General features: G+C 54.6%; 16 protein-coding genes. 3 read left to right on the forward strand and 13 right to left on the reverse strand.

Going from position 1 to position 14,749, the window contains the following annotated elements; genetic code table 11:
• Positions 1-11: 11 nt before the first annotated feature.
• Positions 12-863 carry a response regulator gene (locus tag IE090_RS01310; RefSeq protein ID WP_189386536.1) on the reverse strand — a complete coding sequence of 284 codons (852 nt, stop codon included), beginning with the start codon at positions 861-863 and terminating at the stop codon, positions 12-14.
• Positions 864-1,054: 191 nt separating this feature from the next.
• On the opposite strand from IE090_RS01310, the gene IE090_RS01315 reads away from it, so the two are divergent.
• Together IE090_RS01315 and IE090_RS01320 are read left to right on the forward strand one after the other, a co-directional pair.
• Complete coding sequence (locus IE090_RS01315) at positions 1,055-1,915, forward strand: cation diffusion facilitator family transporter (protein WP_189386537.1); 861 nt, start codon at positions 1,055-1,057, stop codon at positions 1,913-1,915.
• A gap of 1 nt (position 1,916) precedes the next feature.
• Positions 1,917-2,903 (forward strand): hypothetical protein, encoded by a 987-nt coding sequence (locus IE090_RS01320; RefSeq protein ID WP_189386538.1) that lies wholly within the window; start codon positions 1,917-1,919, stop codon positions 2,901-2,903.
• Here the strand turns inward: IE090_RS01320 and IE090_RS01325 are convergent.
• The 10 genes from IE090_RS01325 to IE090_RS01370 form a co-directional block, all read right to left on the reverse strand.
• Complete coding sequence (locus IE090_RS01325) at positions 2,897-3,490, reverse strand: alpha-ketoglutarate-dependent dioxygenase AlkB family protein (RefSeq protein WP_229815318.1); 594 nt, start codon at positions 3,488-3,490, stop codon at positions 2,897-2,899. The genes IE090_RS01320 and IE090_RS01325 overlap by 7 nt on opposite strands.
• The gene (cysK, locus tag IE090_RS01330; RefSeq protein WP_189386539.1) at positions 3,491-4,441 is read right to left on the reverse strand and encodes a cysteine synthase A; all 951 of its coding nucleotides are present in this window, start codon (positions 4,439-4,441) and stop codon (positions 3,491-3,493) included.
• A 251-nt stretch (positions 4,442-4,692) separates the two neighbouring features.
• A complete protein-coding gene (gene yihG / locus IE090_RS01335) occupies positions 4,693-5,577 on the reverse strand; it encodes a 1-acylglycerol-3-phosphate O-acyltransferase, YihG family (protein WP_189386540.1) in 885 nt (294 codons plus the stop codon).
• A 13-nt stretch (positions 5,578-5,590) separates the two neighbouring features.
• Positions 5,591-7,705 carry a phosphate acetyltransferase gene (gene pta, locus IE090_RS01340; protein WP_189386541.1) on the reverse strand — a complete coding sequence of 705 codons (2,115 nt, stop codon included), beginning with the start codon at positions 7,703-7,705 and terminating at the stop codon, positions 5,591-5,593.
• Entirely contained in the window at positions 7,702-8,892 is a 1,191-nt protein-coding gene (locus tag IE090_RS01345) for an acetate/propionate family kinase (RefSeq protein ID WP_189386542.1), read from the reverse strand. Before IE090_RS01345 ends, pta begins: the two co-directional genes overlap by 4 nt.
• A 20-nt stretch (positions 8,893-8,912) precedes the next feature.
• A complete protein-coding gene (locus IE090_RS01350) occupies positions 8,913-9,275 on the reverse strand; it encodes a PilZ domain-containing protein (protein WP_189386543.1) in 363 nt (120 codons plus the stop codon).
• Between the two features lie 3 nt (positions 9,276-9,278).
• On the reverse strand, positions 9,279-10,100 hold the full coding sequence (locus IE090_RS01355) for a glucosaminidase domain-containing protein (RefSeq protein WP_189386544.1): 822 nt from the start codon (positions 10,098-10,100) through the stop codon (positions 9,279-9,281).
• Positions 10,101-10,175: 75 nt separating this feature from the next.
• Complete coding sequence (locus IE090_RS01360; protein ID WP_189386545.1) at positions 10,176-10,514, reverse strand: hypothetical protein; 339 nt, start codon at positions 10,512-10,514, stop codon at positions 10,176-10,178.
• A 64-nt stretch (positions 10,515-10,578) separates the two neighbouring features.
• Complete coding sequence (locus IE090_RS01365; protein ID WP_189386546.1) at positions 10,579-11,049, reverse strand: DUF4442 domain-containing protein; 471 nt, start codon at positions 11,047-11,049, stop codon at positions 10,579-10,581.
• A gap of 72 nt (positions 11,050-11,121) precedes the next feature.
• Positions 11,122-11,883, reverse strand: coding sequence for a GNAT family N-acetyltransferase (locus IE090_RS01370; RefSeq protein WP_189386547.1), 762 nt, complete (start codon positions 11,881-11,883; stop codon positions 11,122-11,124).
• Positions 11,884-11,992: 109 nt separating this feature from the next.
• Here IE090_RS01370 and IE090_RS01375 point away from each other — a divergent pair, with 109 nt between their 5' ends.
• On the forward strand, positions 11,993-12,601 hold the full coding sequence (locus tag IE090_RS01375; protein ID WP_189386548.1) for a hypothetical protein: 609 nt from the start codon (positions 11,993-11,995) through the stop codon (positions 12,599-12,601).
• Here the strand turns inward: IE090_RS01375 and IE090_RS01380 are convergent.
• Both IE090_RS01380 and hemN read right to left on the reverse strand, forming a co-directional pair.
• Complete coding sequence (locus IE090_RS01380) at positions 12,583-13,116, reverse strand: TlpA family protein disulfide reductase (RefSeq protein ID WP_189386549.1); 534 nt, start codon at positions 13,114-13,116, stop codon at positions 12,583-12,585. The genes IE090_RS01375 and IE090_RS01380 overlap by 19 nt on opposite strands.
• Positions 13,085-14,461: an oxygen-independent coproporphyrinogen III oxidase gene (hemN, locus tag IE090_RS01385; RefSeq protein WP_189386550.1), complete on the reverse strand. Its 1,377-nt coding sequence runs from the start codon at positions 14,459-14,461 to the stop codon at positions 13,085-13,087. The genes IE090_RS01380 and hemN overlap by 32 nt, the downstream gene beginning before the upstream one ends.
• Between the last annotated feature and the right edge of the window lie 288 nt (positions 14,462-14,749).

Below are 14,749 nucleotides of genomic sequence, written 5' to 3' on the forward strand. Positions count from 1 at the left end.
CTTGACTGATGTCAAAGAAGCAAGCTGAATGCAATAGCAACGCTAGCACCTATGATGGCGCCGGCTGAGGTGGCCATGATCATGCTGCGCTTCAGTTGCTGGCTGAGCTGCTGTTGCTGGTGGGTTAGCTGTTTTAGCTGCTCTTGTTGCTGTTCTAGTTGCAACAATAAGCGCTCACTCTGGCGCTCATCCAGCTGCTTGGCAACGCCGACGGCCAAGCGTTGTTGCAGGGGCTTGAGCTTATCGAACAGCACCTTAGGCTGCAGTGCTGTTTGCAGTTGCTGGCTCAATTGTTGTTGCAGTTGCTGATGTAACTGCTCAGTGTTGTGCTGCTGAGTGTTCTGCAGTTGTTGAGTTGTACTGTCGAGCCCGGCGGCGATTTCTGCTTTGGCCTCGGTCAGTGCGCGCTTCAGATGGCGCTGAATGAGTTTATCTACTTCCGCTAGAGGAATGGGCGTAGGGGCTGCTGGTGCCAGCTTTTCATCGTTGGCTGCGGGGGCATCTAAGGTTGCCATCACAGCCATCACGGCCTCCTGGTTGGCCGGCTTCGGCAGTACCGCATGGGCACCATGGGAGCGGGCTTCTTGCAGGTAGTCGTCGCCTTCTTTTGAGGTGTACATGATGGTGGGGATAGCGGCGGTTGCCGGGTTGGCCTTAATCAGCTGAGTAGCTTCTAAGCCGTCCATCCCAGGCATCATATGATCCATAAAGATTACGTCTGGTTGCTGAGTTTCCAGAAACTTCAGTGCCGCTTCGGCGCTATCGACGGCGTCTACTTGGACGTCCATGCGACTGAGCAAGCGCTGCAGCATGATGCGGGCAGACTTGGAGTCGTCTACCACTAGGGCATTTTTTACCGCCATGGGGCTTTCCTTAATAATCTGACAGGGGGCTTGTTGCGCGACTGACGCGTCCTTGGCAATGAACAGAGCCGCAAGCAAGCAATAACGCCGCTAATATGGGCAGTCGGCAGCGTCAGGTCAATAGTCAGCAGCAGGGGAATTGCGCATAATGGCGCTGAGTTACAGGATAAGCAGGCATCGAGGAGCAGGGTTTGGATCATCGGGCGCGGCTGGTTAAGCGTGCAGCAACGGCATCCGTGGTGGTGGCCGTGGTGCTGTTGGTCAGCAAGCTGGTGGCCTGGTGGTATAGCGACTCAGTCAGTGTATTGTCCTCCTTGTTGGACTCGCTGATGGACATTGCTGCTTCAGGGGTAAACTTTATCGCCATTCGCTATGCGCTTATGCCAGCGGATGAAGACCATCCTTTCGGTCATAGTAAAGCCGAGGGGCTGGCGGCTCTGGTGCAGTCTGCCTTTATTACCGGCTCAGCGGTGGCGCTGCTGCTGCAGGTGGTGGACCGGTTAGCCAACCCTCAACCATTGCAAGCGATTCCGCTGAGCTTGGCGGTGATGGGATTCTCACTGCTGTTGACCGTTGCGCTGGTGCAATATCAGCGTTGGGTGGTGCGACAAACTCAATCGTTGGCGGTGAAAGCAGATTCTGCCCATTACGTTAGCGATATTCTCGCCAACCTTGCTGTGTTGGTGGCCTTGCTGGCGACCGCTGCCGGCTGGTATTGGCTTGACCCTGTGGTGGCGTTGGCGATTGTGGCCTTGTTGCTGCACAGTGTGCTGGGCATTGTACGCTCGGCACTGCAAGTGCTGATGGATCAGGCTCTACCGGAGCAAGATGCGGCCGAACTGGACCGTATTATTCAGTCCGTCGAAGGCGTGCAGGGTTACCACAAGTTGCGCACCCGCCAGGCTGGTGCCGTGCAGTTTATTCAGCTGCATTTAGACCTCGACGGTGGCCAGTCGTTGAGCAGTGCTCACGCCATCGGTGACGAGGTGGAGCGTCGCATATTGGCTCACTTCCCGCGTGCGGAAATATTAATTCATCATGATCCGGTATGATATGCGTTGGCTGTTGTTGTTCGGTTATTTGCCGTTGATGGCTTGGGGCTTGCCTCCCAAAGCGTATTTTTATAATCCGCCGGACCCAGTGATTCCAGCTGAGCCAGAACCCGACGCATCGTTGCAGACCACGGTGACGGCAGACATGGTTAATCGCTCGCGTGATTGGTTAGCCGATTATCTCGATTCGCTCTCTGGGAATATTGATGGCTTTTTTGTCGATACCTTTTTTAGCGATACCGTAACAGAAGACGACATTGATGGCAGTCGAGCGCGCCTGTCTTGGTACACACGTCGGGAGTTGGGCGATCCGGTAGATTATCGCTTTGGCATCAGTGTGAAGCTGGTCTTTCCGAATACCAACGAGCGCCTCAACCTGCTGTTGGATTCCGATGAGGATGACGACAGTCGCGAATCTGACCCGCTGGAGTCGGTCGAAAACGCCGAATACACGGCGGCGCTGCGCTTTATTTTGAATGAAACTGACGCTTGGAAAACCAACATCGATACCGGTATTCGTTGGGGCATTCCTCCCGATCCATTTGTGCGCCTTAGAGCCAGACGCTATGCCTATTTTTCTGAATGGGAAATGCGTCTGACGCAACAGTTCTATTATCGAACCCTCGATGGTTGGGGGGAAAAGACGGATATTCGTTTGGATCATCCATTGAACGTAGAAAAGCTGTTTCGCGTGGAAGCGCAAGCGGAATACTGGCTGAACAACGATTACGTCGATTTGGGCTATGGCCTAGGGTTGTACCATCAGCTTAGTCGGCGCTCGGCGCTGGCGTATACCTTATCGGCCGGTGGCGATAATCGTGAGCAAGCGACGTTTTACAACTACAGCGCTCGGGTGCGCTATCGCCGTAATTTATATCAAGATTGGGTTTATGGCGAAATCGCCCAAGAGCTGGTGTGGGAGCGTGATAAAGACTATGAAACCACGCCTGTGATTATGTTTCGCGTCGAAGCGCTGATCGGTCAGTGAGCGGTGGTTGTTAAAATATGGCGAAACGTCAGGTTAATGCGGGCCGAAGCAATGCCTGCTCGTTTGGGCAACGCATGCTGCCATTGCTGCTGCATGCCTGGGTGCATTACCAGCACGCTGCCGTGGGCGAGAGCGATTTTGCTGTGTTGACGGCGGCTGCCACGAGGGCGCAGACAAAAGTCGCGGGTGGTGCCAAGGCTGATGGAGACAATCGGCTGGTCTGGGTCGAGCTCGGGCTCGTCGTCGCTGTGCCAGCCCATGCTGTCTTGGCCATTGCGATAGAGGTTGCACAAAACGCTATTGCAATGATGCAAGCCAAATGCTGACAGTTGTGCACGCAGTTGTTGCAAGGCTGGTGTCCAAGGTTTAGGCGCCATTAAATGACCAGAATAGCGATAGTGGGCGTTGTTATCGCCGTGCCAACTTTGCAGGCGGGGAATGGGATGCCAGCGGCCGTAAACTTGAATCTGATCTTGCTGCCACGGCAGCTCATCCTGTAACTGCTCAAACAGCGCGTCTGCGGCGCCAATGGCCTGGGGGTGGTACTCCAACAGGCCATCGAGCAATGTGACTGGGTCCGTTAACACTCAGTCGTTTTCAAACATGCCAGCAAACAGCGGCGAGCTGAGGTAGCGCTCGCCGGAATCTGGTAGCACCACAACGATGACTTTGTCGCGGTTTTCTGGCTCAGCCGCCACACGCAGGGCGCCATGCAGCGCTGCACCGCAAGAAATACCCGCCAGAATGCCTTCTTTAGCCATCAGCTGATGCGCCATGTCCATCGCGTCTTCATTGCTGACGCTTTCAACTCGGTCGATGATGTCTAGGTCGAGGTTGTCGGGGATGAAGTTAGCGCCAATGCCTTGAATTTTATGCGGCGCCGGCGTGATGTCTTCACCGCGCATACGCTGGGCAATAATAGCGGAGTCCGCTGGCTCGACCGCGACAGAGGTAATGGCTTTGTGCTGCTTCAAATAGCGAGAAACGCCACTTATCGTCCCGCCAGTGCCGACGCCGGCCACAAAGATGTCGACCTTGCCGTCGGTATCCTGCCAGATCTCTGGCCCCGTGGTCTTCTCATGAATGGCAGGGTTGGCTGGGTTGCTAAACTGTTGCAGCATAATGCGCTGCTCGGGCGCTTCTGCTAACAGTTGCTCGGCTTTTTCTACCGCGCCTTTCATGCCTTTCGGGCCTTCGGTCAGCACCAGGTTTGCGCCCAGTGCTTTCATCACTTTGCGACGCTCCAAACTCATGGTCTCGGGCATGGTCAGTGTTACTTTGTAGCCTCGTGCGGCACCAACAAAGGCTAAGGCGATACCCGTGTTGCCGCTGGTCGGCTCAACGATCTCCATGCCAGGTTTGAGCACACCGTCCTGCTCTGCCTGCCAGATCATGTTGGAGCCGATACGGCATTTCACTGAGTGCGCTGGGTTGCGGTTTTCCAGTTTGGCATAGAGGTGTGGGTGATCGGTCAGGTGACGAATGCGCACCAGTGGGGTGTTACCGATTGACTGACTGATGTCGTCGTATACCTTCATGAAGTCCTCGGTGATCGTTGGGTCAATAATTCAAGGCCGGCTCACAAACTGGAGCCTAGCACTAGCATGAACTTGCCCGCCGCTTAGGAAATAGGCAGGACAGGCTAAAGCTGGGTACCTTAAGGTCAGTCTCGCAGCAGATCAACCAACGGCGGCTCCTCAGCGCCGCTTAGCGCTGATTTTTACCTTTCCCGACATCGTCGAGGGGCAGCTGTGTTGTCGATCGTGCTGTTTCTTCTCTGGCGTTGCTTTCAGTGTTGTGCTGCCGCCAGTTGTATTAGTTGCTGGTCTTTATCTTGCCACAGTTGCTGTACCCATTGCTGAAACTGCAATCGGTAAGCCGCGTCGCCTTCGTAGTCGCCTTGGCGCAAGGCTTCAGGAATCGGCTTTTCTTCTACCCGCACCACGCAGCGTGACATTTTACCCTGTAAAAACTCCCAATAAGTCGGGGCACCGTCTGGGTAATAAATGGTGACATCCACCACCGAGCGAAATTGCGACCCCATGGCATTGATGGCGAAGGCCATGCCGCCGGCTTTAGGCTTCAATAAATGCCGATAGGGTGGCTGTTGGTGCTCATATTTGGCCGCCGACAGGCGTGTGCCTTCTAAAAAGTTCATGACGCTGGTGGGCATATGGCGAAACTTTTCACACGCTTGGCGGGTGGTTTCGATGTCTTGGCCACGCTTTTCTGGGTGTTTCTCCAAGTAGGCTCTGCTGTAGCGTTTCATAAAGGGAAAATCTAACGCCCACCAAACAGCACCCATCACCGGCACCTTGATCAGCTCTTGCTTGAGGAAAAACTTCAAAAACGGCACCTGACCGTTGAGCGTATGCTGCAGCACCATAATATCTACCCAAGATTGATGGTTGCAGATGACAAAGTACCAACTGTTTTGGTCGAGGTTATCAGGTAGCTGCACATCCCAGTTCATGCGTTGGGTTAAATGCATCCAAGCGGCGTTGCCATAAATCCAAGCTCGGGCTATCCACACCAGCGCTGGATTAAGTTGCTGGCGCCAACGAGCGACGGGTATGAGCAGTTTGAGCAGTGTTAGAGAGAACAGAAAAACACACCAAAACAGCGTGTTCAGCGCCAGCAATAGGCTGGCGATGACACCGGTGAGCAATGCCATGCGAGACCTTTCCTTATTTGTGTTGTTGGGCCTGTATCGCGGTGAGAGCGATGGTGTAAATAATGTCCTCCACCAGCGCACCACGTGACAAATCGTTCACCGGTTTGGCCAAACCCTGCAACATGGGACCAATGCTAATGACATTGGCGCTGCGCTGAACGGCTTTGTAAGTAGTATTGCCAGTGTTGAGGTCGGGGAAGACTAACACAGTGGCTTGGCCGGCTACAGCGCTGTCTGGCGCTTTGCTTTGCGCCACACTGGCGGTGGTGGCGGCATCGTACTGCAGCGGCCCATCGACGATTAAATCTGGCCGACGCTGGCGCACGATATCCGTGGCGGCACGTACTTTTTCAACGTCTGAGCCTGAGCCTGAGGCGCCGGTGCTATAGCTAATCATGGCAATGCGCGGCGCTATGCCCATGGCAGCAGCGGACTCGGCACTTTGAATGGCGATATCGGCTAGCTCCTCGCTGTTAGGATCTGGGTTAACGGCACAGTCGCCGTACACCAATACCTGGTCAGGCAGCCCCATAAAGAATACCGACGATACTAGGCGTGCATCCGCTGCGGTTTTGATCAACTGCAGAGCGGGGCGAATTGTGTTGGCGGTGGTGTGCACGGCACCGCTGACTAGGCCATCAACATCGCCTTCAGCCAACATCATGGTTCCGAGAACGACGTTATCCTCTAAGTGCGATAGCGCTATGTCTTCTGTGAGCTGCTTGTGTTTGCGCCGCTCCATCATGGCGGCAACATAGCGCTCGCGTGTTTGCTCCGGATCAACGATCTGCAAGCTGTCGGGTAAAGCGATCTCCTGCGCTTCGGCGACTTGGCGAATACGCGTTCGGTTACCCAATAATACGCAGTCTGCAATGCCACGCTGCTGGCAGGCTACTGCGGCCTGAATCGTGCGGGGTTCATCGCCCTCTGGCAGCACGATGCGCTTTTTCACGGCGCGGGCTCGGGCAACAATTTGATGCCGAAATGCTGCCGGTGATAAACGCGTCGAATGGGGGGCGCCTAGGCGCTGCTTGAGGGCTTCAGCATCGAGGTGCTCGGCCACTGTCGCCATGATGTCGTACACACGGTCGACATCGTCGATGGGGACGTGGGTTTTCATGCTCGACAGAACGCGCGCTGTGGCAAAGGTATCACGCCGCGTTTGCATCACTGGTACACCGGTATCAAGGGCGCTACGGCATAAGTTGATTAGGCTGGGCGATGGGGTAAAACCGCCGGTCAGGAGCAGGCCTGCCAAGGGCGTGCCATTGTTGGCGGCCATGGCGGCGGCGAGAATAATATCGTCGCGATCACCTGGCGTCACTACCAAGCTACCCGGGCGCAGTGTATCGAGCATGTTGCCCAGTGTGCGTGCGCACAGGGCGATGCGTAAAACACGCCGACGCGCTAACTCGCCGGTGTGGAGAATGTCGGCGTTAAGTGCGCGGGCGACGTCCAATGTGCGCGGGCTGATCAGCTCGGCCTGCCAGGGGATGACTCCCAGTACCGGACAGTTATCGAGCTTGATGTCCCAGGCTTGCTGCTCGGTACATTGATCAATGATGTAGCGCTCACTGGCGATCTCATCGGTCGGCAAGCCAGTTTCACTGGCCGGGCCGCCAACTTTATTGATGAGGCAGCCCATCAAATTAAGGCGTTGGCTACCGAATAAACCGGTATGCAGGCGAAGATCGGCCTGAATGCGCTCTGCGGTGCGTGCCTGACCATCGGCCACCAGCAGCACATCGGCATTGAGCGCTTTGGCCATTTCAGCATTGAGTTTGGCGGTGTAGGGCTCGCTGCGATCAGGAACCAGACCTTCAATCAACACAACGTCGCATTCCTGTGCCACCGCAGCATGCAACTCCACGACATCTTCCAGTACATGGTCGAGCTTGCCTTGACTGACGCGTTGTTGAATGGCACCCAAATGCATGGGATCGGGTGTCTTCAGCTCTAGCACGGCCCGTACTAGGTGGGTGGAGCGCTCGCTGTCGCCATAGTTAGGCGCGATGGGCTTCACAAAACCGACTTTTAGCCCTTGGGCATCGAGGGCGCGAATCAGTCCTAGGCTGATGGTGGTGAGGCCAGTTTCTAAGCTGGTGGGAGCAATAAACAGGTTAATCATGCGATGCACTCGTAAGTATCGGCGGCAATCATGCGCTCTTCGTTGGTGGCGATGACCATGACCAAGGGGCTGTCTGGCTGACTAATACGGCCGGTGGCATCACCATGCGAGGCATTGAGCTTGGGGTCTAGGGCAAATGGCAGGCTGCGCCAGGCAGAAACGATGCGCTGGCGAATGGCGGCCGCGTGCTCGCCAATGCCGCCGGTAAATACCAAGGCATCCAGTGCAGGTAACGAGGCATGTAGGGCGGCGAGCTGGCGGGCGGCGCGAAAGCAAAATACGTCAATGGCGCGCTGCGCGTCTTCATTGCCGTTAGCTTCCGCTTCTAGCAGGGTGCGCATGTCGTTACTTAGATCATTCGATAGACCTTTTAAGCCGCTGTTTTTGTTGAGTTCATGAACGATATCAGCGGCACTTAGGTTGCGACTGCGGGCCATATAGTCAAAGATACCAGCGTCGACATCACCACTGCGTGAGCCCATGACCAACCCCTCTAATGGCGTCAGACCCATGGTGGTATCAACCGATTGACCGCCATCAATGGCACAGGCGCTGCAGCCATTGCCTAAATGGGCGATTAATAAGCGACATTCACTGAGCGGTTTATTCAGCTGCTGTGCTGCTGTTTGGCTGACATAGCGATAACTGGTGCCATGAAAGCCATAGCGGCGCACGCCATCTTGCTGATACCAGTCATATGGCACGCCATAAAGGTAGGCTGCAGGGTGCAGGCTTTGGTGAAAGGCAGTATCAAATACTGCCACCTGTGGCACTTGTGGTAACAGTTGACGCAGTGTGTGGATACCAAGCAAGTTGACTGGGTTGTGCAGCGGTGCCAAACCTGAGACTTGCTCAAGTTGTGAAAGGGTGGCGTCGTCGATGACGGTGCTGGCGCTGAAGCGTTCGCCGCCGTGGACCACGCGATGACCGACGCCGACGATGCTTGGCAGCTGTGTCGACAGCTGTTGCAACAAGGCACGCAGTGCCGCCTCATGATCGTGTGGCGCGTCAATTGCCAGTGCAGGCTGCTGATGAATGAGCAGCCTAGCTTCTGGAGTGCCAAGCTGTTCGGCCAATGCCGTCAGCTCTGGTTGATGTGCTTCGGCATTCGCATATAAGGCGCTTTTGATGGATGAGCTGCCGCAGTTAATCACCAGCACTTTCTGTGCTGCAGTCGAGTCTGTCACAGTGTCCTCCAGACAGAGAGTTAGGCCGCCGAATCGAGCGTATGTTGCAAACGTTGCAATACGGTGTCGACGGCTTGGCGAGCATTATCAGATAAGTGGTCGAGGCGAAAACGCAAGGCGCATACATACTCTGAGCCGTTCGCTTCACAACGCAGCAGCTCAGCGGGCACGGCAGCTAGGCGGTGGTCACTGCTTTCCAAGTTGATCAAGACCAAGCTGCCAGGGCGCCAGCGTTGTTGACTGAATACGGCGATGCCACTGCGGCTAAAATCACGGCCAATGGCTTCGGACTCTCGCCCTTGCAAGCCTAGCCAGTATTGGCGACGCAATGTCAGTTTGAGCGGTGCAGCACTGTGGCGCTGCTGGAAACGTCGTTCGGTCACGAGTTAGCCCTGTGGTGAAGGTTCTGGCGTATTAGCGTCACTGATGGATACCTGCGCATCCGGCTGCAGCATTGATGACTCGCCTTCGGGATGGTCGTATTGATCCAGCTCGTTGTAGCTAATCATATTGCGTATTTCATGCACGTACTCCTCGCGCCGCTCTGAATAACCCAGCAACCCAGCGGCCAAATGACGGCCTTCGGCATAACCTTGCTGCTGCCACTGTTGCCAGCGCAGGCGTCTGAGTAATTGGTATTGAGGGTGTGAGTTGAGGTTGCGTACATAGCTGCGCACCGAGGCCAGTGGCGACTCAAACACTGCCACTTCATGGATATCGCCTTCTGGGCGCTGCAGCGGTACCAGTCCACAGCCTTGAGAGAAACACCACTGACCAAACAGGTTGTTACCCTCAGTGGCGAAGCGTGATGTACCCCAGGCAGACTCATTGGCGGCCTGTGCCAGCACCAGTGATGGTGGCAGGGGGAGCAAGCGTCGCAATAACGACTGCCGTTGCTTCTCTGGCTCCGATGCCTTGATGCGATAGTACGTCGACAGTTGTTGCAACTGCTGCTGCTGTGCGGCAGAAAAGGGTTCTTGCATGGATTCTACTTGCTGCCGCTGCGCTAGCACTTCTTCGTTAACCTGCTCGATCATGGGTAGCAGATAGTCGAAAAATGCTTGTTTCTTACGCTCGACATCGTCAAAGTCGGTGAAATCAGGCAAAGGCGTCGGCGCAGGAGGTGATGACGTCGTCGATTCTGGCGGGGCTTCGTTGCAACCGCTTAATAGGCCTAGGCACAAGGTCAAGCCGGCAAGTGTTCGCATGCGATATCCATTTAGCTGAAAACTGCCACGATTGTAGCGCGAAAGCACCTAGTGAAGATAATCTCACCAGCGCCGCTACTGTCCGCTGGGAGTTACCATAGAGCTGAACTGGCTCAGCAAGCGGCGCAGGCGCTGTTGTGTTCGTAGGCGGTGGGGGTAGTTGGTGGTGAACTGCTGATACTCAGCCAATGCCTGATTCATCGCATCTTGGCTGGTAGAGATCACTTCATATTCATAGTGATGATCCTGCACGCTGACTTTTAACAGTTCCATATACTCTGCAGTAAGAACCTGCAGCATGTTGAAGTTGCAGTCTTTGTCTTCACAGGTGGAGGCCTCCCAATACGCATCCTCCAGAGCTTCGAGAAGTTCCCAGATCAATTCATTGGCCTGGCTGATGGTCGCGCTGCTCATATTCACCTCGCTGTGATTGCTGCAATAACACTAGCAGAAATGCGCCCAACTGGCCTGATACAAATCAGGCTTTGCGGCGTATGTATAGGGTTTTACGCGCCTTGGCGACCAGTTCACCGTGCTCATCGATAATATTGACTTCGTAAGTAGGCAGGTATTTTTCACCGTTAGCCGTATGCTGCTGAATGTCCGCCAGCATGGCATCGGTGACGACAAAATGTGCTTTTACCGTGCCGCGACCTGGCTTTATGAAATCAATGTCAGCGCTGGCGTCCCAGACAATGTAATCGCGCCCTAAGCTGTTCATCAGCATTAGCATGTAGAAGGGATCGATCATGGCGAACAAGCTGCCGCCAAAATGCGTGCCGACGTAATTACGGTTATACCAGCGCAGCTTCATCTCGACTTGGGCTTCGCGGTAGTCTTTGGCTAAATGGCGAACCCGCACACCGGCGCCTAGGTAGGGGCCATATAAGTTAAGAATACGACGCAATCCGGCAGGGGAGTTGAGCCAGGCAAGCAAGCGTTTTTTCATAGCAAGATCGGTGTGTGAACAGGGGCGGAGCAACATACTCCGCCTTATGACTGCGGGCAAGAGCCGGCTGCGTCAGCCTTCGGTGCGGGCGAAATGGCGCAAGTAACGCTGATTCATGTCGTTTTTGTCGAGCAGAATCAGCACGTCGGCGACATTAAAGTCTTTATCGTGAAAGGGCTCGCCACAGGCTTTAACGCCAATTCGAAGGTAGGCTTTAAGCAGGGGAGGCACCAGACTTTTGCCGTCTAAATCGACTTGAGTGCGTGGTAAATGCACCCTAGGCTCGGCGCGCATATCGGCAGCAGTAAAGTGTTTCTCCCTCAAGTGATCGACGATGGCGATGGCGCGAGAGACGCCGTCTGCCAGAGAAATACTGGCACACCCCATCAAATAATCGATGTTGTGAGCGGCCATAAACTGGGCGATACCCGACCACAACATGCCGATTACAGCGCCGCTGCGATAGTCTGGGTCAACGCAAGTGCGGCCGATTTCCATGTAGGTCTTATCGGCTTTGATAATTTGCGACAAATCAAACTCGCTGGCGGAATAAAAGCCACCCGCTGCAGATGCTCTATCGTTAGTCAGAATGCGACTGTAGCCAACCACTTGGTCACTGTGTACATCCTTCACAATCAGGTGCAGGCAGTGCTGATCATACTCATCGCGGTCGATACCTTGCTCGGCAGTTGGAACTTTCGCGCCCATCCCCTCAACGAAGACTTTGTAGCGTAACTGCAGAGCCTGGTGAATCTCTTCGGCATCCTGTGTAATGCGTGCCACCAGAGGTGACTCGCTGCCGGCAAGGCTCTGACTGGCAGTAGCTTGTTGCATGGTGAAACCTATCGTTATGTTTGTCGTGACAGTAATGGCGAGGTATGACAGTTGGGTGACATATTCGACATTCGTCTAGGGTCTGTATCCTAAGGGACGGTTAGAAAAGATGAAACCAGCAATTATTACAGTTTTATTTCTGCTAGCAATGTGGCCTAAGGCGCTGTTGGCGCAGCCGCCGCTCGATCGTGAGCAAGCCAGCCAGTTGATTGATCAAGCGTTGAAAAACGAGCCGCTTATCTGGTTGCCGTTTCCTCTGCCTTACGATGTAGAGCGCTCTAGCCGCGATAAAGATGCGCGCTTGTTGTCGGCGCTTCATGATCACGGCCTCGTAATACGCGAGGACACCATGGAGATGGTGACGGTAGAAGGCCCCAGTGGTCCGCGTCGCCAGGTCCGGGTGGGCTGGCGCTACGATTATCCGGTGCGGCCTGAAGCCAGCGGTACGGTAGAGGGTTTTTATTATGGCCGTGGACGCCTGAAGAACATACTGGAGCTGTCACCGGCGTATCTGATTGGTGAGTATTACTATGCCGAAGCTTATATCCAATGGTATGTCGAAGACTTGCAAGACTGGGTAACAGACCCAGCATTTTTGCAGGCCCGCACATTGCGGCGCAGCCAGGAGTCGTTTGAAAAACCGTTTGAGAAGCGTGTTTTTCTGATGCACGACGGCAGCAGTTGGGGGTTTTGGCAAGGTCAGCCAGGCATTCTCTGAAGCCGCCACCAAAGGCCGGGCGGCGTCGTGAATCCCCGATCTTTGTGGCGCACCTCGCCGTCCTTGGCGACCAGGTAGTAACTCGGGTAACCGCTTAGCTTCAGTTGTTGAAACACCTTGGCATCAGCGAGATAAACTTCGCCATCGTATCCGATATCACCAATGTATTCTGCCACTTGTTGCGCGCTGTCATAGTCGAAGGCGAGGGCAACAATGCGCACTTGCTTAGTATCCAGCAGATTGAGGCTGGGCATGCTTAGGCGACAAACACCGCACCAAGGCGCGAAGGCATACACCAGAGTGGTGGGCTGTTGCCACACTAACTGTACGGGGGAGCCATCGAGCTTCTGCACGGACAGAGCAGGCAGAACTTCACCACTGCTTAACATGGAGCGGGTGAGCCAGGCGCTGATGGCGACAAAGGCGAGCGGCAGTAACAGCCACGACAGCCAGGGCTGTCGCAGCAAAGCAAGGATGCGCTGTTTAAATGGCTTTGGAGAAGCGTTGTTGCTCATGTTGTTGCAAATACCGGTCAAAGGCCATACAGGCGTTGCGAACCAGCAACCGCCCCCGATCCGTGATGCAAATGCCATTGCTGTTGCAAATCACCAAGCCATCTTCTTGCATCGGTTGCAGTGCGTCGATGCTGGATTGTAACTCGCTGCGGCTGTCAGTAGCGAATATCTTGTCGATGGTATCGAACTCGACCTTAAGGTGGCACAACAGCTCTTTAATAACGAAGCGGCGCAAACGATCATCGGCACTGGTGTGGCGATATTTCATGGTCGGCAAGTGCTGTTGTTGCAGCGCATGCTCATAGGCATCCACCGTGACCTGGTTTTGCAGGTAGTAATCGCCAATTTGGCTGATGGAAGACACACCTAGCCCTACCAGATCACAGTTGCCATGCGTGGTATAGCCTTGGAAGTTGCGGTGCAGCTGACCTGTGTTTTGCGCTCGTGCTAGTTCATCATCGGGCAACGCGAAGTGATCCATACCGATGTACTGATAGCCTGCATGATCCAATGCCTGAATGCAGTGGCCTAAAATCGCGAGTTTTTCTTCTGCGGGCGGTAAATCGTTAACGTCAATGCGGCGCTGGGGTTTAAAGCGCTCCGGCAGATGGGCGTAGTTGAATATGGAGAGACGATCAGGCTTCAGTTCGATGATGGTTTGCAAGGTACTGGCGAAGCTGGCCAGAGACTGATGTGGCAAGCCGTAGATCAGATCCAAATTGATCGAGCGGTAGCCAAGCTCACGCGCCTCTTGCATGACGGAGCGAATCATGGCTTCTGGCTGGACCCGATTAACGGCCTGCTGTACACGTTCGTCGAGGTCTTGCACGCCAAAGCTGATGCGGTTAAAGCCCTGCTGGCGCAGGATACGCAGCGTGTCTTCACGCAGCTCGCGTGGGTCGATTTCGATGGAGAAGTCGGCGTTGGCCTCTGTGCTGAAATCGAAACTCTGCTTTAAATAATCAATTAGGTCGACCAGCTGGTCGTCGGATAAAAACGTTGGGGTGCCGCCACCAAAGTGCAACTGCTCAACTCGCACGCGGCCCAGCATCGCACGCTTCATGTCGATTTCGCGCTTGAGCAATTCCAGATAGGGCTCGGCTTGCTCTCGGCGTTTGGTCACAATTTTATTGCAACCGCAGTAGTAGCAAACGTGAGCGCAGAAAGGGATATGAATATAGAGCGATAACGGCTTGCTGGGGTTGCGAGCTGCCAACGCATCGCGCTCATAAGCATCGTCGGCGCAACTCTCAAACTCGACCGCAGTTGGGTAGGATGTGTAGCGAGGGCCAGGGCGATTATAGCGTTGGACCAGTAATGGGTCCCATTCAAGATGTTGATGCATAGCAATTACAACGGCTGAAGATAATACGCCAGTCTAGGCAGAGTGGCGGTTGAGTGTCTTGCGTTGCATCAACAGCGGGTGCGACTTGTGTGACAGGTTTTTGACAATAACACTGCAAATGGTATGAGATTGGACCGAATGTCTTGATTTTGCAAAGAGACAATCGTTCTATACGGGTGCCTAAGGCTCTAGTAGCCATAACAGTAGGCGCCAGTTCCCGTGTGGGAATTTTGGTGGTTGTTATGATCGAGGGCTGGGGAATCAGCCTCGGCCATGCGAGACAGATGC

This window comes from Bacterioplanes sanyensis (assembly GCF_014652515.1).
GTDB lineage: Bacteria > Pseudomonadota > Gammaproteobacteria > Pseudomonadales > Oceanobacteraceae > Bacterioplanes > Bacterioplanes sanyensis.